The organism is Oceanobacter kriegii DSM 6294, from assembly GCF_000422845.1.
Classification (GTDB): Bacteria; Pseudomonadota; Gammaproteobacteria; order Pseudomonadales; family Oceanobacteraceae; genus Oceanobacter; species Oceanobacter kriegii.
This window is the reverse complement of sequence record NZ_KE383933.1, coordinates 42,930-65,514: the sequence shown is the minus strand read 5'-3', so window position 1 is coordinate 65,514 and position 22,585 is coordinate 42,930. Positions and strand designations below refer to the sequence as shown.

The window sequence follows — 22,585 nt, the reverse complement described above, 5'->3', positions numbered from 1 at the left end:
TCGGTGCCAGTGTCGGTGCCAGTGTCGGTGCCAGTGTCGGTGCCAGTGTCGGTTTCCGGCTCACTCGTATCGCAACTGAGGCTGAAATTTTGGTCATCCTCATATTGGAATTCGTAATCACCGCCATCATTACAGCCGAGGTAATCCCACGCGAATGCGAGACACTCATCGAACCCTGTGCATTCGGTTTCCGACTCCTGCTGCTGCGCCAATGAACATTCTCCGAGTGCCAAATCTCCATTGCCGCACTCGACCAAGTCCACCCGATCGCAGGTCGCAACATCCGTGAGGCCTGCATCACGGCTAACGTAATCGGCGTAGCCGTCTTCACAAATTGTTGCGCATCGATCATCGATTGGATCTGCAATCAAGCAACCGGGGTTGTTTCCGTCTGAATAACTCGACTCGACCACGAAGCCACCCCCGAATTTGCTCGTGATCGACAGGTCTCCGTCAGCGTCGTAACAGCCGTTTTCGTTTCCAGCACGCGAAAAATAGCAGGCAGTATTTGAGGTCTGACAAAATTCTTGAGTGACGCCGTAGTAGCTCGCTGCAACCCGGCAAGCTCCTGATTTTGTCGATGCCCCGGAAACACCAGCCCCAAAAACAGTTGTGTTCGCCCAGTAGGCGTAACCATCATCAACACTCGTCGTGTCCGCCAGTGCATCGAATGCAATGACAAACGCCAAGCATTGCAAAAACCTAACTAACGAACGTTCGACAACAGCCATAAGCGGTGATGAATCCCATTACAAAAAGCGTCCATTGAATCAATTCAACCATTTGACCCTCCTAAAGAAAGGGGCGGTCTCCCGCCCCTGACCATCACATGCCGCGAACAGCGCCGATGATGAATTTCGCCCCCCGCCACGCAATGAACAAAGTGCCCACCGCGATTGCGATGTCGCCCATGACGGCGATGTAATCGGTAAAATCAACCGCCGCGATCAGGGTGTCGGTCCAAGTTGTAGTTTCCATTTTTCACTCCTTTGAGGTTTCCCTCGGTTTGTTGCCAAAACATTTGGCGTTTGTGCAGCAACGCTGCGAATTAAAGATCTCGAATGGCTTTGACGACCGACGACATTCCAAAAGCCGCGACCCAAGGAACGATGAAGAACACCCACCCCCAGGAATAAAATTCGACCAAACCTGAAATATCCAGATCGTCCGAGTTGAACGGGGCGACAGCGATTTGAGACTGCCAACCGGAACCGCAAACAGCACCGCCGTCAGCAGTCACCGTCGGTTGTTCTGCGCAAACCAACGTGAACCCCGGATCACTCATGCTGTTTTCTGCTGCTGACTGACTGGTTTTTCATTCAACGGAACCAGCGGCAGCTCGAACGGATTCAGCTCAAGATTTCCCCAGCGACTGACCTGAAACGCTGGCAAATCCGGCTCGTAGAGGCCCACCGGATACGCGTCCTGAACTCCGCGCAACGGAATTTGGATCTCGACGGGGAACGCACCACCCAGATGGGCATAGGCGAGCTGGTAATATCGAATCCCGTTTTTTGTCGGGCGTTGCTGAGGCAGGTGGTGACCCTGCAGGACTTCAATTCGAATCATTTTTTTGCTCCTTCGGCCCTTCAGGCCAACGTTTTGAGGATTTTTTCACCTTCTTCGATTCGGCTTCCGGTGAATTCGAAATGTGGTTTCGCGGACCCGCGAGCAGTTATTTCGACGGGACCAAGGGGCCGCTTCGCGGCCGGATTGGCCTCAGCGCCAATCGGGAGATTCCGACGCGGACGCTCCGCGCCGCGTCCGGAATCCCCCGAAAGGCACCCGGCCATGTCGACGACGCCAAGCATGATGGTTTTGGCGGCTCGAACTTCAGCCTCGGAGCCGACCCCCCAAATCGCGCACCGCGTGAGCGCTTCCAGACCAAGGGCGACGGAGCAAAGTCCAAGAACCCGCTTGGCAGGATCACCAAACCGAGTTTCCAAACGCTCGACGATCTCTCCGGTCTGAAGAACGAGGCTTTGGCCAGCACCGTAAAGCGGCAAAAAGGTGTACTCGGTTCGCTTTTTTGCGACGCCCATCAATTCGAGAAAGCGGCGAAAATCCCCTTCGTTGGCGGCAGCCCGAAGCTGCTCCAGAGACGCGGATTCGACAGACACCGAGAGACGGCGAAGCTCCCGCCAAACGGTGACCGGCGGGCATCCGAGGAACTGAAATTGGCGAATGCGATGAGCACGTGCCCAGCAAACAATGTCGGTCGCGGCCATCACGGCGTCCGATCCGGCCCATTCGGAATCGACCGAATCCGCGTCCGAACCGTTGTCGAGAGAGTGACCGTCGACGCCCTTGGCGATGTACTTCGCCAAATATCCGACGGCTGAATCTTCCGGCCCGAAAAATTTCACGTCGAGACGAGCCGAAGGGTTGTCTTCAACTTCTTCCGGGGAATCCCGGCAAGCAAAATCGCGCCAGATCTCCGCGAACCGATCTGAATCGCCAGGACTGACGAAAAAAAGAAAATGCGTGTGCGGGGTGCCGTCGTGGTGCGGCTCAACGACCCGAACGCCGAAGAACTGCATTTTGTTCCGACGAACCGCCGCAAGAGCGGCTTTCTGGACCGAGAGAGAATGCGCGTTTCCTTGGCGGGGAGTGCTCCCGTCGAAAACGGGGTTCTTCTCGCAATGTGAGAAAAATCTTTTTTGGCCACGGAAACGGCTTCGTTGGCGGACGGCGTGAAAGCGGGACGGAAGAGAGTGCGTCAGAAAGACCGTCTCGAACCCGAGTTCTTCCGCGCGTTCTTCGAGTCCGCGCAACCTGACCATCAGCTCGATTCGACGAATCTCCGGATCGGAGATCCCCCGGCAATCAGCCAAACAAATTTCGAGACCGTCGGAGGAAAGAGCGTGACGGTCCTGAAGAAAACGCTCGTTTTGGGCGTTTCGAAATTTCATTGTTGCCACCGCCGCGCGGCTGGCGTAGCGGTTGCGACCGCGATGCACCAGCCCACGATCACGAAGAAATTCGTCGATCCGAAGGACTTTTTCGGTCTTCAGGCGCTTGCGCCACCATCGGGTGTCAGTCATCCGGAGAATTGCAGCCCGCACCAAAGTCGCCGAACCCATTTGCGTTGACGAAAGTTCGCACGGTTGAACGTCGTGGCCGCGGGTGAAACGCTGAGCGGCAAAGAGAATGAGCACAAGCTCATCAAGTGAAAATTCTTCTCGCCAATCGGGAGCGTGAAGGTCGGCAACGCTCCCGGAAAGCTCCGCCATCCGCCAAACGGCAGTCCCGGCAGCAGCGGCAATCACTTCGGCGATTTCGGAAAGTTCTTCGTCGGAAGAGCAAAACGAGAACTCGGAAAGGTGCGAAAGCCCCCACGGAATTCGAACGAGAAATTTTTTTCTGAGGTCGTGAACGAGAAGCGGAAAATTCGTGTCCGAAGGCAAATTTTTCAAATCCGTGACGAGGTGTCGAAACGGCGAAAATTCTTCGGACGCAAATCTGGACGGATTGACGCAATCGGCTTTGGCGTTCATCATTCTTTTTCCTGTTCCGGCAGGAGCGCCAGCAAGGGCGGCAACCCGAAACTGGCAAAAAGAGGGGGGACGGACGGCAATCCGCACCCCCCTCGAACATCAAATGAAAACGCTCTCAGAAATCGGCAAATTCCCTCGAACGCCGAAAAAATTTATCCGCAAAATTTCCCGCCGTCAACAATTGATTTCGATTTTTTTCGAAAAAAATATTGATTCCTCGCTCCATTGCTAATATCAAAAAAAAAGAATCAGAAACAACTATCCACCAAGCGGTGAATACAACCACTAAGCGGTTTTTATATGCCGACAAAAAACTATTCGGACGATCTAAAACGATTGAGATATTGCGTTAGAAAACTCGGGATTACACATTCCGAACTGGCCGATATCACACAAATCCCCTTGCATCGATGGCAATCAATCCTAAGGGGCGATGTTCGAATCTCATCTACCGAGATCCGCCTTGTAGGCCTGATGGTTCCTGAGCTTAGGCTGTGGTTGGCCTATGGTTCAGGAGACCCATCACACCCAGAAAAGCATCAGGAACCCAAAGAATGGCGTTAAAAAAATCCACTAATGGGCAATGGAAAATAGACGTTCGAATCGATGGCGTTCGTCACAGAAAAACATTTCAGACAAAACGAGAAGCTGAGTTTTTCATAAGCCGAATGAATAATAGGATTAGAACTTCGGCCTTAGGATATAAAGCAAGAGACCCCCGTAAATGTTCAGATTTGGCCGACACATGGTACAAGGTTGCCGGTGTTTTTTTACGGGATGGAGAACGAAGATATCGGGTGTTACTAACGATTTTTAGTCAAATCAATAACCCGGCAGGGCAAGGGCTAACGGCATCCGATATCGCAAATCATTTTGCAATCAGACACAAAAAAGGTATTTCGCCAAAAACACTTAACAATCACTTGGGATACCTGAACGCCATGTTTAATCGATTGATCGAAATCGATGAAATCGAGTATCCAAACCCATTGGCTAAGCTCAAACCGATCAAGATTCCAGAAAACGAACTCGCGTTCCTGACCAGAAGTGAAATTTCAATTCTGTTGAACACAATCGCCAGCGGAACAGAAAACCCTCATGTTCACCTTCTCACAAGGATCTGCCTTTCGACAGGAGCGCGATGGGGGGAGGCTCAATCGTTGACCTTGAGAAACCTTCGGAACGGTCAGCTCACCTTTGTTAAAACAAAATCCGGAAAGACCCGATCAGTTCCCGTGAATAAAGTACTTTTTTCAGAGATTCAGGAACATCTCAAAACACACAAACGTTTTTCAAATTCCCTTTCTGCATTCCGACGGGCATTGGATCGGAGCGGCATTGAGCTGCCAGCAGGTCAGGCCGCCCACGCGCTAAGGCATTCATTCGCCAGCCACTTCATCATGAACGGTGGAAATGTTGTCACCCTGCAGAGAATCCTGGGGCACGCAAACATCACCGTCACAATGCGTTACGCCCACCTTTCCCCCGATCATCTTCGGGAGGCGATCGAGTTGAACCCGCTTCAAAAACAAGCGCGAAAAACGACAGCAGAACTTCCCGATTTCTCTCACAGCATCCAGTAATCTTTATCATGATAAAGAAAAAGTACTTTTAAGACGGGCAGAGGCGCGGATCTTTATCATGATAAAGAAAGTACTTTTAAGACGGGCAGGGACGCTGAACTCTTTATCATGACAAAGAAAAAGTACTTTTCAGCCATGCAGAGGCGCAGGAATCTTTATCATGATAAAGAACTCCGAGGTCAACCATGGTCTCTAGCGACAGCGTGAACATCCTACAGGCATAAAAAAACCCCAAATGAATCAATCACTTGGGGTTTTTTGGATTTGGTGGAGATGGCGGGAGTTGAACCCGCGTCCGCCAATCCTCCACTAGAAGATCTACATGCTTAGTCATCTCTATTGATTTAGCCAGGCACGGCCCGAGTGACAGGGCATGACCAGCGAGCTCGATCAGGTTTTAGCCGTTCAGTTCCGAGCGAAACATCCAGGCGATCCTATGGGGCTCAGCCCTCGTCCCCCAGTCATAGGCACCTGAGTTCGGAGGTAGGCAGGGTTATTAGGCTGCCAGTGCGTAGTTTTCGTCGTTTGCGACTATAACTTTGTAGGACGTTTATTTACGAGATCGTCTTACCCTCTCGACATGCACCGCTAGCTTTGTAATCAACGTCGAATCCGGATCATCCCCAGAACCGTGTTACTGGCTGCTAACTGACGCCAGTCATGCTATGAGGCTACTTCACTGCAAAAGTTCCTTTTGTGGAACCAGAAAGTTTGGCTTTCTCGAGCAAGAGGGGAATGGTAAAGCACATTCAGTACGTTTGCCAAGCCCCTGTTTTTATTTGTTTTTACAATAAGAGTTACGAATCAGCGCACGGAGTGCTTCATGATGCGTTCTTTCTGTTTCGCCCAGTCGCGGTCTTTGCTGCTGTTGCGCTTGTCGTGCATCTGTTTACCTTTGGCGAGGGCGATTTCGCCTTTGATCATGTGGCCTTTCCAGTAAATGGCGGTGCACACACAGGTGTAGCCTTTGGCTTGCACTTTTTGTTGCAGGCGTTCGATTTCCTTGCGGTGCATCAGCAGCTTGCGCTCACGACGAGGTTCGCACACGACGTGGGTCGATGCCTGGTTCAGTGGTGTGATCAGGGCTCCGTGAAGCCAGGCTTCGCCGCGGTGAAACTCGACAAACGAGTCAACCAGCTGGCATTTGCCTTCACGCATGGATTTTACTTCCCAGCCTTGCAACTCCAATCCGACTTCCAGTTTGTCTTCCAGGAAGTAGTCATGTCGCGCCTTTTTGTTGAGGGCGATGGTCGGGCTGGATGCTTTTGGTTTTTTCTTGGCACTCATAGGGCACTAACTGAAATTCGGGCTTGCCGGCATGATATCGCACAGTTTCTTTCCACGTTAGCGCGAAAAGGTTCAAAACTGGGTCGACATTGGGTTGAGGCTAAATGACAAATCTTTGACAATAGCGCGATTCGTAAAGCGGAGAAGAATAACATGAATTCTGACAAAACCGGTATGCACGGAGTGTGGGCAAGCCGTTGGACTTTTGTATTGGCTGCTACCGGTTCAGCAGTTGGACTCGGTAACATCTGGAAGTTCCCTTACATCACCGGCGAAAATGGCGGTGGTGCGTTTGTGCTGGTGTATCTGGCGTGTATTTTGTGTGCCGGTATTCCGGTGATGATGGCGGAAGTCATGTTGGGCCGTAAGGGCCGCATGAGCCCAATCAATACCATGCGTAACATTACGCAGTCTGAAAATGCTCCGGTGTTCTTCCGTTCCATCGGTTGGATGGGCGCACTGGCGGGTTTCTTTATTCTGTCTTTTTACAGTGTGATCGCCGGTTGGACCCTGTCGTACATCGTTAAAATGGCGACTGGCGTGTTTGACGGTGCCAATGCGGATGTAGCGGGCGAGCAATTTGGTGGCCTGCTGGGCGACCCGGTTCAGCTGACGGTATTGCATACCATCTTTACTGTGCTGGTTGGCGTGGTGCTGGTTCGTGGTGTTCACAAGGGGCTGGAAAACAGCCTGCGTATGCTGATGCCTTTGTTGTTCATCATGCTGGTGCTGCTGTTGGGCTACGCGCTTACCACTCCTGGCTTTGGTGAAGCGCTGTCGTTCCTGTTCAGTGTTGATTTCAGCAAGCTGTCTGGCGAGAGCGTGGTGGTGGCTTTGGGTCACTCCTTCTTTACCCTGTCTCTGGGCATGGGCGCCATCATGGCGTACGGCTCGTACATGCCGAAGCAGGCTTCTCTTGGTAAAACCGTTCTGACCGTAGGTATTCTGGATACGCTGGTGGCTCTGGTTGCCGGTATCGTGATTTTCTCGGTGGTGTTCTCCAACGGTCTGGAGCCAGGTGCTGGCCCGGGTCTGATGTTCCAGACTCTGCCAATTGCTTTCGCGGGTCTGCCACTGGGTGATCTGATCGGTACTGTGTTCTTCGTACTGGTTGCGATTGCGGCTTGGAGCTCTGCGATTTCCATCGCCGAGCCAGCGATTGCCTGGGCGGTTGAAAAGGGCCATTCCCGTTTGGTGGCAACCACTGCTGTGTGTGGTTTCTCCTGGTTGCTGGGTCTGGGTACTGTTGTGTCTTTCAACGTGGCAAGCGACTTCACCCTGTTCGGCAAAACCTTCTTTGACAGCCTGGACTTCCTGACGTCTAACATCATGCTGCCGCTCGGTGGTATCCTGATTGCTGTATTTGTTGGCTGGTTTGTTCGCAAGGAAACTATCGCTCATGAAGCCCGTGTACAGTCTCCTGTGCTGTTCAACCTGTGGATCTTCATGCTGAAGTTTGTTTCTCCACTGGCTGTGGGTTACATCTTCATTAAAGGTCTGGGCATCTTCTGATCCGCGTGATCAGCCAACGTTAGATGCATGCGTCAGCGCCTTCGGGCGCTGGCGCTGTTTTGGCCAAGCAACGAGGTATCATGACCACCATTACACGCAGTGCGCTGGTAATGCACAGTGCCGAGCAAATGTTTGATCTGGTAAATGATGTGCGTCGCTATCCTGAGTTTCTGGATGGCTGCAAGAAAACGGAAGTGATTGATGAGGGCGATGATTTTATCAAAGCCACGCTGACGATCTCGAAGGCCGGGATTAATCAGAGCTTCAGCACGCATAACCGTTTGGTGCATCCCGAGAAGATGGAAATGGAGCTGTTGGACGGCCCGTTTACCCGTTTTCACGGCGTTTGGCACTTTCAAAAACTGTCTGACGATGCATGCAAGGTATCCCTGGACATGGAATTTGAAGTGGCGAACAAGATTACCGGTATGGCCCTCAGTGCCGTATTCAAGCAGGTAGCCAATATGATGGTTGATTCATTTGTAAAACGCGCGAAGGAAATTTATGGCTGAGCAGATTACCGTTGAAGTGGCGTACGCCTTGCCGGAAAAGCAGCGTATCCTCAGCGTAACGGTGCCGGAAGGCACGACCATTCTGGAAGCGGCCAAGCTGTCCGGTATCACCCGTGAATTTCCGGATCTGGATGTTGAAAATGCCAAAATGGGTATTTTTGGCAAGGCGGTGCGTAATCTGGGCGATGCCGTCAACGATGGCGATCGCATTGAGATTTACCGTCCGTTGCTGATTGATCCAAAGCAGGCTCGTGCCAATCGGGCGGCCAAAACCAAGGATTGAAGCTGACGGCTCAGAAAAGCAGTATCAAAAAAGCCCGTGCTGTTCACAGTACGGGCTTTTTGTTTGTGTTTCTTATGCATGGTGCATATTCACGACGCATATTCACTGCAATGCTCACAACAGGCGACTGCCGTGAACGGCGCTGGTTATTCAACCATGTCGGCAGGCACTGTATTCAGGTTGGTTTCTTCTTTTGGTAAGGCATCCAGCGCGTCTTTTTCGTCAACCGCGTTGGTTGGCAAGCTGCCGCTGTAATGGTCGAAGCGATTGTTGGCATCGAAATACACCTTGATGAGGTAGCGGTTGGTTACCTCGTCGTCTTGTTCCAGGGTATACAGGTAGTCCCAACGGTTGGCTTCCATGCTGTTCTTCAGCACCGGGGTGCCCATCACGAATTCAACCTGGTCCTGGGTCATGCCGGGTTGCAGCTTATCCAGCATGTCCTGGGTAACGATATTACCTTGTTGAACATCAAGCTTGTAAACGCCGGGGAAAACGCAGCCTGAAAGGGTTGCAATACCTAGTAAAAAAGTCAGAATTGTCGCACGTATCATTCAGCTGTTGTCTCGTCCGGTGGTTTGCTTTTGGGCAGTGGCGGTGGATGATAACTGAAGAATCAACTTGCTGTGAAATATTCGAGGGTTGCAATGTCCGATCAAAACGTAGAGCTGCGCAAGGCGGGACTTAAGGTCACTCTGCCGCGTATCAAAATCCTGAGCATTCTGGAGAACAATCCGGAAGCCCACCTGAGCGCGGAAGATGTATACCGTTCCCTGATTGACGCAGGCGAAGACGTTGGTCTGGCTACGGTTTATCGGGTTCTGACCCAATTCGAAAGCGCAGGTCTGGTTACCCGTCACAACTTTGATGGCGGCCACTCTGTATTCGAACTGGACCGCGGTGATCACCACGACCACATGGTGGATGTAGATGACGGTACTGTCATTGAGTTCACTAATCAGGAAATCGAGCGTCTGCAACACGAAATTGCAGAGCAGCATGGCTACGAGCTGGTTGACCACTCGTTGGTGCTGTACATCCGCAAGAAGAAGTAAGCGCTAGGGACCCTCTGAATAACTCGGTGCCCGCTCTGGATTACAGGGCGTTGGTGAATCACGAAGCTGGTTTGCAGGCCTGACGGGTCAAGTCAAAAATCAGCGACACAGAGTCAGCAATGCCCTGTCATCCCCATTGGGCGCGGCCTGCAGCCCGCCAGAACGGTGTTGGCGAACTTGGAAATGGCTAGCCATTCCGATGCATTCGCCGCCTTGTTCTGACAACCTGCAGGACCTGCGCAGAGCTGTGCAGAGTTATTCAGAGGGTCCCTAGGCATTGCTTGCAGACTCAAACAAAAACGGCGCCTGTTAGGGCGCCGTTTTTGTTTCTGCGTTGGTTTAAGCTTCGGGGGGAGTGAAGCTCAAACCGCTGCCTGTTGTTTCGCCAGGGAGAGCATTTCCTTGGCGTGTGAAAGGGTGCTGCGGGTGATGTCGACACCGCCCAGCATACGAGCAACTTCGCGTATGCGTTGATCGCCGTTCAGTTCCTGAATGCGGGTGTGGGTGTGCTCATCGCCAGCAATTTTGCTCACCATAAAGTGCTGGTGGGCTTGAGATGCCACTTGCGGCTGGTGAGTGACACACATCACCTGACCTCGATCGCCCAGTGTGCGCATCAGACGTCCAACGCGCTCGGCGGTACCACCGCCAATACCAACATCCACTTCGTCAAAGATCATGCAGGAAATATCACTGGTTGCCGCGGTAACCACCTGAATCGCCAAACTGATGCGCGACAATTCACCGCCAGAAGCGACTTTGCCAAGCGGACCCGATGGCATGCCGGGGTTGGTTTGCACCATAAACTGAATGTGATCGATGCCGTGTTTGTTGTGCTCGTTGTCTGGCAAGGTTTCTACGCGGGTTTCAAAAATCGCCCGCCCCAGCGACATGGCTTCAAAATGACTGCTGATATCGGCATCCATCGATTGTGCTGCGTGCTGACGTTGCAGGCTCAGTTGCTCGGCTTCGGCCCGGTAGTCCAGCTCCAGCTGTTTCACATCGGCGACCAGCTGTTCCAGGTCATCGTCTGACAGGTTCAGCTCGGCCAATGCGGCTTCCTGTTCTTGCCAGTGTTCGTAAAGTCGTTCCGGCTGAATCTGGTGCTTGCGCGCCATACTGAAAATATCACTGAGGCGTTGTTCCACCTGTTGCAGCCGGTGCGGGTTGATATCGACCTGTTCGAGATAGCGGTTCAACGAACTGCCAGCTTCTTCCAGCAGGATGTTGGCTTGCTGCATCAGGTCACGGGCTTCGGCCAGGCTTGGGTGTTCGTCATCGATGCGCTCGAGCTGTTGCAGTGCCATATAGGCAAGCTGGGCTGCACCGTTGTCGCTGTGGTCGCCGCCGTTGGTGGCGGCGAGGGCGTTTTGGCCGTCCAGCAGCATGGATTCGGCGTTGGCCAGTCGCTTGTGCTCCAGCTCCAGCTCATCCAGTTCTTGCTCACCCAGCGCCAGTTCCCGCAGCTCTTCTACCTGATAGCTTAATAGCTGTCGCTGAGCCTGAATTTCACTGCTTTCTTCTTGCAGTCGCAGCAGCCGTTTGCGGCTTGTTTGCCAGTTGGAATACAGCTCTGCCACCTGTTTGGCCAGTGGCTTCAGGCCCGCATAGGCATCCAGAATTTGTCGTGGTGTGTCTTTTTCCAACAGGCGCTGGTGAGCGTGCTGGGAGTGCACTTCAATCAGATGCTGAGCCACGTCTTTCAGATCGGCAGCGGATGCCGGGCGGCCGTTGATGTAGCCACGGGAGCGCCCCTCGGCTGAAATCACCCGGCGAAGCAGAATCTGGTCTTCTTCATCGGGCAGGTCGCGGCTCTTGAGCCAGGCGCGGGCGTTCGGCGTAGGCAGGAAGCTGGCGCACACTTCGGCTTTATCTGCACCTTTGCGCACCATGCCGCCTTCGGCCCGTTGCCCCAGAGTGAGGCCGAGGGCATCCAGCAAAATGGACTTGCCTGCACCGGTTTCGCCGGTGATCACGGCCATGCCTTTGGAAAATTCCAGCTCCAGGTGTTCAACCAGAGCGAACTGATGAATTGACAGATGAGCGAGCATAACGGGCTCCGTATCTGAATGGATATACAGTGTTTTTATATACAGTGGTTTGATCTGTCAACTCAAAAAATGATCAATTTGAAAAAACCTGTTCCATTTTGCCCTTGAATCCCGATTTGGCAGCCCCATATAGGCTCCAGTGCAGATTTTCGAGAGAGGAAACATTCATGTCTGAAGAGCAAAAGGTTCAGGAAGAAGCAGTTCAGGCTGCGGAAGAGCAGCAAGCAGAAGCGACGGTAGAAACCCAGGAAGACGTCGTTGAACAAGGCAATGAACTGGAAGGCCAGCTGGAAGCAGCACAGGCTGAAATCGCCGAGCTGAAAGAGCAGGTGTTGCGTGTTCAGGCAGAGATGCAGAACGTTCGTCGTCGTGCCGAAATGGACGTTGAAAAAGCCCACAAGTTTGGTCTTGAGAAATTTGCCAATGAAATGCTGAACGTGGTCGACAATCTGGAGCGCGGTTTGGCCGCAGCGCCGGAAGAAGACGCCACCAAAGCGATTCGTGAAGGCATTGAAATGACCCTGAGCGGTTTCACCAGCGCACTGTCCAAATTCAGCGTTGAAACCGTTAACCCACAGGGAGAAACCTTCAATCCGGAATTGCATCAGGCAATGACCATGATTGAAGTACCAGGCACTGCGCCAAACACCGTTATTGACGTGATGCAGAAGGGTTACACCCTGCACGGTCGTTTGCTGCGTCCTGCCATGGTTGTGGTCAGCAAAGGTGGCCCGGCCATCGACGAAAACGCCTGATCGAATGGCGTGAACAGACGGTAAATTTGTTAAAAAAATTTACCGTCGGCCCTTGAAACAAAATGTTTCGGGCCCAGATAGAAGACATGGGACAACGACAGCCCGGCAGAGTGATTCAGAACGGGTTGTCATCGAAATCAAGATTATGCAGGCAGCAAGGGCTGCCCAAGTTTGGAGAGATTTATCATGGGTAAGATTATTGGTATTGACCTCGGTACCACCAACTCTTGTGTGGCAATCCTGGACGGCGAAAAAACCAAGGTTATCGAGAACGCAGAAGGCGATCGTACAACCCCTTCCATCATCGGCTACACCGATGATGAAGTACTGGTAGGCCAGTCTGCCAAACGTCAGGCGGTAACCAACCCAACCAACACCCTGTTTGCTGTGAAGCGTCTGATCGGCCGTCGTTTTGAAGACGATGTGGTTCAGAAAGACATCAAAATGGTGCCTTACAGCATCGTCAAAGCCGACAACGGCGACGCGTGGGTTGAAGTAAAAGGCAACAAGATGGCTCCGCCACAGGTTTCCGCAGAAATTCTGAAGAAAATGAAGAAGACTGCTGAAGACTACCTGGGCGAAAAAGTAACTGAAGCGGTTATTACCGTTCCTGCTTACTTCAACGATGCTCAGCGTCAGGCCACCAAAGACGCCGGTAAGATTGCCGGTCTGGACGTGAAACGTATCATCAACGAACCAACCGCTGCGGCACTGGCTTACGGTATCGATAAAGAAGGCGGCGACCGCACTGTTGCCGTATACGACCTGGGTGGTGGTACCTTCGATATCTCCATCATTGAAGTGGCAGACGTTGACGGCGAGAAGCAGTTTGAAGTTCTGGCCACCAACGGTGACACCTTCCTGGGTGGTGAAGACTTCGACATGCGTCTGATCGAGTACTTGGCGGAAGAATTCAAGAAAGAATCCGGCATCGATCTGCACAACGACCCACTGGCTCTGCAGCGTTTGAAAGAAGCCGCTGAAAAAGCCAAGGTTGAGCTGTCTTCCAGCAGCCAGACCGACGTAAACCTGCCGTACATCACTGCAGATGCAACCGGTCCTAAGCACCTGAACGTAAAAGTGACCCGCGCCAAGCTGGAAAGCCTGGTAGAAGAACTGGTTACCCGTTCTCTGGAACCATGCAAAATGGCTCTGAAAGACGCTGGCCTGTCTGCTTCTGAAATCGACGAAGTGATTCTGGTGGGTGGTCAGACCCGTATGCCACTGGTACAGAAGAGCGTTGCTGACTTCTTCGGCAAAGAGCCACGTAAAGACGTGAACCCTGACGAAGCCGTTGCCGTTGGTGCTGCGATTCAAGGTGCGGTTCTGTCCGGTGACGTGAAAGACGTACTGCTGCTGGACGTTACCCCGCTGACTCTGGGTATTGAAACCATGGGTGGCGTGGCGACTCCTCTGATCGAGAAGAACACCACCATCCCGACCAAAAAGTCCCAGGTGTTCTCTACTGCTGACGACAACCAGACTGCCGTGACCATTCACGTTGTTCAGGGTGAGCGTAAGCAAGCGGCGCAGAACAAGTCACTGGGTCGTTTCGACCTGGCCGACATTCCGCCAGCACCACGTGGTGTGCCACAAATTGAAGTTACCTTCGACATCGACGCCAACGGTATTCTGAACGTTAGCGCCAAAGACAAGGCGACTGGCAAGGAACAGTCCATCGTGATCAAGGCCTCTTCCGGTCTGAGCGATGACGAAATCGAGAAGATGGTTCAGGACGCTGAAGCCAACGCTGAAGCGGACAAGAAGTTCGAAGAGATGATTCAGGTGCGTAACACTGCCGACGGCATGATCCACGCAACCAAGAAGACTCTGGAAGAAGCAGGCGACAAAGCCACTGCTGAAGAAAAAGAAGCCATCGAAAAAGCCATCGCCGATCTGGAAGAAGCCCTGAAAGGTGATGACAAGGACGATATCGAAGCCAAGACCAACGCGCTGACCGAAGCGTCCGGTACTCTGGCCCAGAAACTGTACGCTGAGCAGGCCCAGGCCGAGCAAGCGGCAGGCGGCGCTGACGCCGGTGCTTCCTCTTCCTCTTCCAGCAAAAACAACGACGATGACGTTGTTGACGCTGAATTCGAAGAAGTGAAGGACAAGTAAGGTCGCTTCCTGAAACAGGGAGTAGTTCGCCCCCGGCGGGCTACTCCCTTGTTTTGTTTTTGGAGGTTTTGTTTCTGGAGGTCTGCTTCAGAACACAGAAGAATATTTCTGATTTGAGGCGTTTAAGACAATGGCCCAACGAGATTATTACGACATTCTGGGTGTTTCCCGGGATGTAGACGGTAAAGACCTGAAAAAGGCCTACCGCAAACTGGCGATGAAGTATCACCCGGACCGTAACCCGGACGATAAAGACGCCGATGCCAAGTTCAAGGAAGCCACCGAAGCTTACGAGATTCTCGGTGACCCACAAAAACGTGCCGCTTACGACCAGTACGGCCACGCGGGCGTTGACCCTAACGCCGCTGGTGGTTTTGGCGGTGGCGCAGGCGCTGGTGGTTTCAGTGACATCTTTGGTGATGTGTTCGGCGATATTTTCGGCGGCGGTGGTGGTGGCGGCCGTGGTGGCCCACAGCGTGGTTCCGACTTGCGCTATACCCTCGACCTGACCCTGGAAGAAGCCGTTCGTGGCGTTGAGAAGAAAATTCGTATCCCGACGCTGGTTGGCTGTGAAACCTGTGACGGTTCCGGTGCCAAGCCGGGCACGCATCCAAAAACCTGTGGTACCTGTAACGGTATGGGTCAGGTGCGGATGCAGCAGGGTTTCTTCTCTGTTCAACAAACCTGTCCGACCTGTCGTGGTCAGGGCACCATTGTTGAAGATCCATGCAACAGCTGTCATGGCCGTGGCGTAAAAGAAGAAACCAAGACCCTGTCGGTGAAGATCCCAGCTGGTGTGGATACTGGCGACCGCATCCGTCTGGCGGGTGAGGGCGAAGCTGGCTCCATGGGTGGCCCATCCGGCGACCTCTATGTGCAGGTGTCGGTACGTGATCACGCTTTGTTCAGCCGTGACGGTCGTAACCTGTACTGCGATGTGCCAATCAGCATTGTTGATGCAGCACTGGGCGGTGAACTGGAAGTGCCAACACTGGATGGCCGCGTGAAGCTGAAGATTCCGGCCGAAACCCAGTCTGGCAAGATGTTCCGTCTGCGCGGCAAGGGGGTAACCCCGGTGCGTGGCGGTGGTGCTGGTGATTTGATGTGCCGTGTACAGGTTGAAACGCCGGTGAACCTGACCGAACAGCAGAAAGACCTGCTGCGTCAGTTCCAGGAATCCCTGACCGGTGAGAAGCATTCACCGCAGAAGAAGAGCTGGTTCGAAGGCGTGAAGAAGTTCTTCGAAGAGATCTGATTCAATTTTTTGAAAAACATCAGCCCGTGCTCGGTTACACTGCCGTCACGGGCTTTTTATTGTTGGGAAAATAACCATGACACGTATTGCGGTTACCGGTGCTGCCGGTCGAATGGGACGCGTATTGATTCAGGCAGTCGATGCGGCTGAAGGTGCCGAGCTGGGCGCTGCTATTGTATTGCCGGGTGATGCAATGGAAGGCGTGGACGCGGGTGCCATTGCCGGCCTGGGTAAAGACCTGGGCGTGAAAGCGGTTTCCAGCCTGGAAGCTGTCGTCGACGACTTTGACGTACTGATCGACTTTACCTCTCCGGCGGCGACGCTGGCGAACCTGAAAATTTGTGGCCAGCACGGCAAAAAAATCGTCATCGGCACCACGGGTTTGGACGAAGCCCAGAAAGTCGAGCTGCAAGCCGGTGCCGAGCAAACTGGCGTGGTGTTCGCCCCGAACTACTCCGTGGGTGTGAACCTGTGCCTGAACCTGCTGCGCATGGCGGCATCCGTAATGGGTGATGAAAGCGATATCGAAGTGATTGAAATGCACCACCGTCATAAAGTGGATGCACCTTCCGGTACCGCGCTGCGCATGGGCGAAGTGGTTGCAGAAACCATGGGTTGGGATCTGAACGAAGTGGCTTGCTACGGCCGTGAAGGTCAAACCGGTGCGCGCCCTCACAAGCAGATTGGTTTTGAAACCATTCGTGGTGGTGACGTAGTCGGCGACCACACCGTGATGTTTGCCACCGAAGGCGAGCGCGTTGAGATCACACATAAGGCTCAAAGCCGCATGACCTTCGCCAAGGGCGCGGTTCGCTCTGCGTTGTGGGTAACCGGCAAGGACAGTGGCCTGTTCGATATGCAGGACGTACTGGGCTTCTGATAACGAATCAGCAAGTTATCAAGAGCGTGAAGAACGCATAAAAAAACCGGCGCAAACGCCGGTTTTTTTATGGCTGCTTTTCAGGGCGGCTGTTTGGCGTCAAGAGCCAGACTATTTGACGATCAACAGGTGATCCAGCGCCCGGTCGAGCATTTCGTTCATGTTGTCAGGCTTGCCCATCGGGTCGAACATCATGCCGGTCAGCATCTGGCTGTTGCCCAGTAACCAGCGAGCGCGCTCGTCGGCAGGCAGGCCGCCTTTCAGTTCGCCGTTGTCGATACCGGCCTGCAACTGCTCGGTCAGCATCGCCAGCAGCTCGGATTGCAGACTCAGGTATTGTGGCCACACTTCCTCGCGCGGGGAGGCGCTCCATTCCAGCCACACCTTGATGTAGTCTGGCGTTTCTTCGCAGCTGCGCAGAAAACGGTGGAAGTAGAGGCGGATGCGCGCCAGTGGCGACAGCTCCTGATTTTCAAAAGACGACTGCGCAATGTTCAGCATGAACTGAGCAACTTCAGCCAATACGTCGTTGACCAGAGCTTCGCGAGTCTTGAAGTAGTTGAATACGGTGGCGACGCTAACGCCACCCAGTTCTGCGATGTCGGTGTGGCCACCTCGGCCAATGCCCCGACGGGAAAAAATCTCAACCGCGTAAATCATCAGCAGACGTTTGCGTTCTTCCGGAGCCAAACGCCTTCTTCCTTCTACGGCTACAGGCATAGTGTCCCTCATCTATGGTTTGTCGATTTGCCTGGGCTCTGGGGTTGGTGACTCGCTGATCGCGCGAGTGTTCCGGCAGGGCTTCTGACGTCTGGCTTGGCCGGTAGGCTGACGACCGTTAAATCAGGGCATTGAATGTCACCAGTGCCCTGGTGTAGCGGAAATCGGCGCTTGAATCCGGTGTTTTTGATGAGCTCAAACGAACAATAGACGGCCTGCTGGGTCACTTGAAGTCATCCAGAGCTGTTCCATGGCTACTATGTAAAGAGTTACCTGAGATGATGTGAAGTTTTTTACGGTTTAATTTTGTATGTTACAGAATGTAATCATGTGATGCGTGTCTCAAAAATTGTGCTATGCCTGATGATCGGTATGAATTTTGATCAGTCTTTGGGATTTATGGGCATCTGCCGAGAATATTGTCATTGAGACAGGGTGAAAGGTGAATTTCCACTGCAATCCCCCTGCAAAGCAGCAGTAAGTAGCGTGGACAGGATTGCTCAGTTTGCGTATAATTCGCGGTTAATTTAAGCGGGGTTAAAGATGCCAAAGCATCCGGTAGAAACCTCCAACAGAATTCCAAAAATAGCGGGATGCCGATTGTTTGATCAGCATTCCGCTTTTTTACGCATGGGGTACAGCGCTCCTGTGCCTCACGTCACCTGATTTTCTTAGCTCGGGGATAACGTTTTGTCTACGCCAGCCATTCTTGCTCTTGAAGACGGCAGCCTGTTCAAAGGCACCAGTATTGGTGCTGAAGGGGTATCCGTTGGTGAAGTTGTGTTTAACACCTCCATGACCGGTTACCAGGAAATCCTTACGGACCCTTCCTACACCAACCAGATCGTGACACTGACCTACCCACACATCGGTAACTACGGCATCAGCCCGGAAGATGTGGAATCCAACAGCATTGCAGCCAAGGGTCTGGTTATCCGTGACCTGCCACTGATTGCATCCAACTTCCGCAGCGAGCAAGCGCTGGACGAGTACCTGCGCAGCCAGAACATTCTGGGCATCGCTGACATCGACACCCGTCGACTGACTCGCATCCTGCGCGAAAAAGGCTCCCTCAACGGTTGCCTGCTGGCGGGCGCAGATGCCTGGTCTGAAGAATCCCAACAGAAAGCACTGGAAGAAGCTCGTGCTTTCCCAGGCCTGAAAGGCATGGATCTGGCCAAGGAAGTGACCGTTAAGGAAGCTTACAAGTGGACAGAAACCGACTGGAAACTGGGTCAAGGTTATGGTCAGGTTGAAGCACCAAAATACAAGGTTGTTGCTTACGACTACGGCGTGAAATTCAACATCCTGCGTCTGCTGGCCGAGCGCGGTTGCGACCTGACGGTTGTACCGGCTCAAACTCCAGCCTCCGAAGTACTGGCAATGAATCCGGACGGCGTATTCCTGTCCAATGGCCCTGGTGATCCGGAGCCATGTGACTACGCCATCAAGGCGATTCAGGAAATTCTGGAAACCGATATTCCGGTATTTGGTATCTGTCTGGGTCACCAGCTGCTGGCGCTGGCCTCCGGTGCCAAGACCGTGAAGATGGGCCACGGCCACCACGGTGCCAACCACCCGGTACAGGATCTGGAAACCGGCAAGGTGATGATCACTTCCCAGAACCACGGTTTTGCGGTTGATGAAGAGTCCCTGCCTGCCAACATCAAGGCCACTCACAAATCCCTGTTCGACGGTACGCTGCAGGGCATCGCCCGCACCGACAAGCCTGCGTTCAGCTTCCAGGGTCACCCTGAAGCGAGCCCTGGCCCACGTGATGTGCAGCCACTGTTTGACCACTTCATTGAACTGATTGAAAAAGCCAAGGCGTAAGAGAACAGGACTGAGTCATGCCAAAACGTACTGACATTAAAAGCATTCTGATTATCGGCGCCGGCCCAATTGTTATTGGCCAGGCGTGTGAATTTGACTACTCCGGCGCCCAGGCTTGTAAAGCCCTGCGCGAAGAGGGTTTCCGCGTCATTCTGGTGAACTCCAACCCGGCTACCATCATGACCGACCCGGCCATGGCGGACGCGACTTACATCGAGCCAATCACGGTTGAAGCGGTTGCCAAGATCATCGAAAAAGAGCGTCCAGACGCGCTGCTGCCAACCATGGGTGGTCAGACTGCCCTGAACTGTGCACTGGGTCTGGAAGACGCTGGCGTACTGAAAGAGTTCGGTGTTGAAATGATCGGTGCTAACGCCGACACCATCGACAAGGCCGAAGACCGTGACCGTTTCGACAAGGCGATGAAAGCCATTGGTCTGGAATGCCCACGCGCCGGTATCGCCCACAGCATGGACGAAGCTCGTGAAGTGCAGAAAGGTCTGGGCTTCCCGTGCATCATCCGTCCATCCTTCACCATGGGTGGTTCCGGTGGCGGTATCGCTTACAACAAGGAAGAATTCGAAGAAATCTGTGCTCGTGGTCTGGACCTGTCGCCAACCAACGAGCTGCTGATTGACGAATCCCTGATCGGTTGGAAAGAGTACGAGATGGAAGTTGTTCGCGACAAGAACGACAACTGCATCATTATCTGCTCGATTGAAAACTTCGACCCAATGGGTGTTCACACGGGTGACTCCATCACGGTTGCGCCTGCCCAGACGCTGACCGACAAGGAATACCAGATCATGCGTGACGCCTCTTTGGCGGTACTGCGTGAAATTGGTGTTGAGACCGGTGGTTCCAACGTTCAGTTCGGTATTTGCCCGAACACCGGCCGTATGGTCGTGATCGAAATGAACCCACGTGTTTCCCGTTCTTCTGCACTGGCATCCAAGGCAACCGGTTTCCCGATCGCCAAAGTAGCGGCCAAGCTGGCAGTGGGTTACACCCTGGACGAACTGCAAAACGACATCACTGGCGGTGCGACTCCGGCGTCTTTCGAGCCGTCCATCGACTACGTGGTGACCAAGATTCCTCGTTTCACCTTCGAGAAATTCCCGCAAGCTGACGGCCGTCTGACTACTCAGATGAAATCCGTTGGTGAAGTGATGGCCATCGGCCGTACCCAGCAGGAATCCATGCAGAAAGCCCTGCGTGGTCTGGAAGTAGGCGCGACCGGTTTCGATCCTAAGGTTGATCCAGCCGCTGAAGACGCTCGTGAAACCGTGATCGCTCAGCTGGTCACCCCACAAGCCGAACGTATCTGGTACGTGGCCGACGCTTTCCGTCTGGGCATGACCGTTGAAGACGTATTCAACTACACCAAGATCGACCGCTGGTTCCTGGTTCAGATTGAAGACCTGGTGAAAGAAGAGCAGAAGGTTGCTGCTACCGCTCTGACCGCACTGGACTTCGATGCGGTATACCGTCTGAAGCGCAAAGGTTTCTCCGACGCTCGTCTGGCCAAGCTGATGGGTATTTCCGAGAAAGCCTTCCGTAAGCACCGTCAGAAACTGAACGTGCGTCCGGTTTACAAGCGCGTTGATACCTGTGCTGCCGAATTTGCTACCGACACTGCGTACATGTACTCCACGTACGAAGAAGAGTGTGAAGCAGCGCCAACCGATCGCGACAAGATCATCGTTCTGGGCGGTGGTCCGAACCGTATCGGTCAGGGCATCGAATTCGACTACTGCTGTGTTCACGCGGCGTTTGCTGCGAAAGAACTGGGCTACGAAGCCATCATGGTTAACTGTAACCCTGAAACGGTTTCTACCGACTACGACACGTCCGACCGTCTGTACTTCGAACCAGTGACCCTGGAAGACGTGCTGGAAATCGTTGAGAAAGAAAAGCCAAAAGGCGTGATCGTTCAGTACGGTGGTCAAACGCCACTGAAACTGGCCAACGAACTGGAAGCCGCTGGTGTGCCAATCATTGGTACTTCTCCGGAAGCCATCGACCGCGCTGAAGACCGTGAGCGTTTCCAGCAGATGATCCAGCGCCTGGGTCTGAAGCAGCCTGTCAACGCCACTGTTACTTCTACTGAAGAAGCCGTTGCCAAGGCCAACGACATCGGTTACCCGCTGGTGGTTCGTCCATCCTACGTACTGGGTGGTCGTGCGATGGAAATCGTTAACAGCGAAGAAGCCCTGCGTCGTTACATGACCGAAGCGGTTTCCGTATCCAACGATTCTCCGGTATTGCTGGATCACTTCCTGGATCGCGCTATCGAAGTCGACATCGACGCGGTATGTGACGGTGAACAGGTTGTTATCGGCGCCATCATGCAGCACATTGAACAGGCCGGTATTCACTCTGGTGACTCCGCTTGCTCCCTGCCGCCATACAGCCTGCCGGCTGATCTGCAGGACAAGATGCGTGAACAGGTAGCGGCGATGGCACTGGAACTGGGCGTAGTGGGTCTGATGAACACCCAGCTGGCGTACCAGGACGGCGAAATCTACGTGATCGAGGTGAACCCTCGTGCTTCCCGTACCGTACCGTTCGTATCCAAGTGTATCGGTACTTCCCTGGCGGCCATTGCTGCCAAGGTGATGGCTGGCAAGACCCTGGCGGAACTGGGCTTCACTTCCGAGATCGTACCTCCTTACTTCTCTGTGAAAGAAGCGGTATTCCCGTTCAACAAGTTCCAGGGCGTTGACCCGATCCTCGGCCCTGAAATGAAGTCCACCGGTGAAGTCATGGGTGCAGGCAAAACCTTCGGCGAAGCTTTCTACAAAGCCCAGCTGGGTGCCGGTGCCAACCTGCCAGAAAGCGGTACTGCGTTCCTGTCTGTACGCGATGCCGACAAGGGCAGCCTGGTTGCCGTTGGTCAGGGCCTGATCAAGTCCGGTTTCAAACTGGTATGTACTGAAGGTTCCTACAAGGTACTGGAAGCCGCGGGTGTTGAAGCTGAACGCGTGAACAAGGTTACCCAGGGCCGTCCACACATTGTCGACATGATCAAGAACGACGAGATCGATCTGATCATCAACACCACTGATGGTGTGCAGGCAATCAAGGACTCTGCTGATATCCGTCGCAGCGCGCTGCAACACAAGGTTTACTACACCACCACAATGGCCGGTGCAGAAGCCGTTGTTGAAGCCCTGCAGTCTGACGGTCTGGCAGAAGTACACCGTCTGCAAGAGCTGCACGCGAGCGTTTAATACGCTCGCTT

21 protein-coding genes and 1 other RNA gene are annotated in these 22,585 nt (G+C 53.4%); 12 read left to right on the top strand and 10 right to left on the bottom strand.

Features of this window, described 5'->3' with window-relative positions; translation table 11 throughout:
* The 5 genes from G516_RS24905 to G516_RS24150 all read right to left on the bottom strand — a co-directional run.
* Positions 1-731, bottom strand: a 731-nt coding sequence (locus G516_RS24905; RefSeq protein WP_036537420.1) for a hypothetical protein, incomplete at its 3' end; no start/stop codon positions are given.
* A 94-nt stretch (positions 732-825) separates the two neighbouring features.
* Positions 826-978, bottom strand: a complete 153-nt coding sequence (locus tag G516_RS24810) for a hypothetical protein (RefSeq protein WP_156879102.1) — start codon at positions 976-978, stop codon at positions 826-828.
* Between the two features lie 70 nt (positions 979-1,048).
* Positions 1,049-1,285: a hypothetical protein gene (locus tag G516_RS0118155; RefSeq protein ID WP_028294852.1), complete on the bottom strand. Its 237-nt coding sequence runs from the start codon at positions 1,283-1,285 to the stop codon at positions 1,049-1,051.
* Positions 1,282-1,569 (bottom strand): single-stranded DNA-binding protein, encoded by a 288-nt coding sequence (locus G516_RS23225; RefSeq protein ID WP_051219594.1) that lies wholly within the window; start codon positions 1,567-1,569, stop codon positions 1,282-1,284. Before G516_RS23225 ends, G516_RS0118155 begins: the two co-directional genes overlap by 4 nt.
* Positions 1,570-1,589: 20 nt before the next feature.
* A complete protein-coding gene (locus G516_RS24150) occupies positions 1,590-3,500 on the bottom strand; it encodes a replication endonuclease (RefSeq protein WP_051219593.1) in 1,911 nt (636 codons plus the stop codon).
* Here G516_RS24150 and G516_RS24805 point away from each other — a divergent pair.
* On the top strand, positions 3,487-3,729 hold the full coding sequence (locus G516_RS24805) for a hypothetical protein (protein ID WP_156879101.1): 243 nt from the start codon (positions 3,487-3,489) through the stop codon (positions 3,727-3,729). The two genes, G516_RS24150 and G516_RS24805, sit on opposite strands and share 14 nt — an antisense overlap.
* Before the next feature lie 322 nt (positions 3,730-4,051).
* Positions 4,052-5,080: a phage integrase gene (locus G516_RS23215; RefSeq protein WP_084645210.1), complete on the top strand. Its 1,029-nt coding sequence runs from the start codon at positions 4,052-4,054 to the stop codon at positions 5,078-5,080.
* Between the two features lie 265 nt (positions 5,081-5,345).
* Here G516_RS23215 and ssrA read toward each other — a convergent pair.
* Positions 5,346-5,705: a transfer-messenger RNA gene (ssrA, locus tag G516_RS24530) on the bottom strand.
* A gap of 179 nt (positions 5,706-5,884) precedes the next feature.
* Entirely contained in the window at positions 5,885-6,367 is a 483-nt protein-coding gene (gene smpB, locus G516_RS0118135) for an SsrA-binding protein SmpB (RefSeq protein WP_028294851.1), read from the bottom strand.
* Between the two features lie 153 nt (positions 6,368-6,520).
* Here smpB and G516_RS0118130 point away from each other — a divergent pair, with 153 nt between their 5' ends.
* The 3 genes from G516_RS0118130 (at position 6,521) to G516_RS0118120 (ending at position 8,674) form a co-directional block, all read left to right on the top strand.
* Positions 6,521-7,879, top strand: a complete 1,359-nt coding sequence (locus tag G516_RS0118130) for a sodium-dependent transporter (RefSeq protein ID WP_028294850.1) — start codon at positions 6,521-6,523, stop codon at positions 7,877-7,879.
* Positions 7,880-7,959: 80 nt separating this feature from the next.
* Positions 7,960-8,391, top strand: a complete 432-nt coding sequence (locus G516_RS0118125) for a type II toxin-antitoxin system RatA family toxin (protein WP_028294849.1) — start codon at positions 7,960-7,962, stop codon at positions 8,389-8,391.
* A complete protein-coding gene (locus tag G516_RS0118120) occupies positions 8,384-8,674 on the top strand; it encodes an RnfH family protein (protein ID WP_028294848.1) in 291 nt (96 codons plus the stop codon). The genes G516_RS0118125 and G516_RS0118120 overlap by 8 nt, the downstream gene beginning before the upstream one ends.
* Before the next feature lie 146 nt (positions 8,675-8,820).
* On the opposite strand, the gene G516_RS23210 is transcribed toward G516_RS0118120, so the two are convergent.
* A complete protein-coding gene (locus tag G516_RS23210) occupies positions 8,821-9,228 on the bottom strand; it encodes an outer membrane protein assembly factor BamE (protein WP_036537415.1) in 408 nt (135 codons plus the stop codon).
* 93 nt (positions 9,229-9,321) lie between these two features.
* On the opposite strand from G516_RS23210, the gene fur reads away from it, so the two are divergent.
* Positions 9,322-9,729, top strand: coding sequence for a ferric iron uptake transcriptional regulator (fur, locus tag G516_RS0118110; protein ID WP_028294847.1), 408 nt, complete (start codon positions 9,322-9,324; stop codon positions 9,727-9,729).
* 362 nt (positions 9,730-10,091) lie between these two features.
* Here the strand turns inward: fur and recN are convergent, their stop codons facing one another.
* The gene (recN, locus tag G516_RS0118105; RefSeq protein ID WP_028294846.1) at positions 10,092-11,780 is read right to left on the bottom strand and encodes a DNA repair protein RecN; all 1,689 of its coding nucleotides are present in this window, start codon (positions 11,778-11,780) and stop codon (positions 10,092-10,094) included.
* Between the two features lie 167 nt (positions 11,781-11,947).
* Here recN and grpE point away from each other — a divergent pair, with 167 nt between their 5' ends.
* The 4 genes from grpE to dapB all read left to right on the top strand — a co-directional run bounded on the left by grpE (position 11,948) and on the right by dapB (position 16,788).
* The gene (gene grpE / locus G516_RS0118100) at positions 11,948-12,535 is read left to right on the top strand and encodes a nucleotide exchange factor GrpE (protein ID WP_028294845.1); all 588 of its coding nucleotides are present in this window, start codon (positions 11,948-11,950) and stop codon (positions 12,533-12,535) included.
* A 186-nt stretch (positions 12,536-12,721) separates the two neighbouring features.
* Positions 12,722-14,653 carry a molecular chaperone DnaK gene (gene dnaK, locus G516_RS0118095; protein ID WP_028294844.1) on the top strand — a complete coding sequence of 644 codons (1,932 nt, stop codon included), beginning with the start codon at positions 12,722-12,724 and terminating at the stop codon, positions 14,651-14,653.
* Positions 14,654-14,783: 130 nt separating this feature from the next.
* Entirely contained in the window at positions 14,784-15,908 is a 1,125-nt protein-coding gene (gene dnaJ / locus G516_RS0118090) for a molecular chaperone DnaJ (protein ID WP_028294843.1), read from the top strand.
* A gap of 76 nt (positions 15,909-15,984) precedes the next feature.
* A complete protein-coding gene (dapB, locus tag G516_RS0118085) occupies positions 15,985-16,788 on the top strand; it encodes a 4-hydroxy-tetrahydrodipicolinate reductase (RefSeq protein ID WP_028294842.1) in 804 nt (267 codons plus the stop codon).
* A 111-nt stretch (positions 16,789-16,899) separates the two neighbouring features.
* Here the strand turns inward: dapB and G516_RS0118080 are convergent, their stop codons facing one another.
* Positions 16,900-17,478 carry a TetR/AcrR family transcriptional regulator gene (locus tag G516_RS0118080; protein ID WP_051219592.1) on the bottom strand — a complete coding sequence of 193 codons (579 nt, stop codon included), beginning with the start codon at positions 17,476-17,478 and terminating at the stop codon, positions 16,900-16,902.
* 720 nt (positions 17,479-18,198) lie between these two features.
* Between G516_RS0118080 and carA the strand changes: the two genes are divergently transcribed.
* Both carA and carB read left to right on the top strand, forming a co-directional pair.
* Complete coding sequence (gene carA, locus G516_RS0118075) at positions 18,199-19,341, top strand: glutamine-hydrolyzing carbamoyl-phosphate synthase small subunit (RefSeq protein ID WP_028294840.1); 1,143 nt, start codon at positions 18,199-18,201, stop codon at positions 19,339-19,341.
* A 17-nt stretch (positions 19,342-19,358) separates the two neighbouring features.
* Positions 19,359-22,574: a carbamoyl-phosphate synthase large subunit gene (gene carB, locus G516_RS0118070; protein ID WP_028294839.1), complete on the top strand. Its 3,216-nt coding sequence runs from the start codon at positions 19,359-19,361 to the stop codon at positions 22,572-22,574.
* Positions 22,575-22,585: the final 11 nt, after the last annotated feature.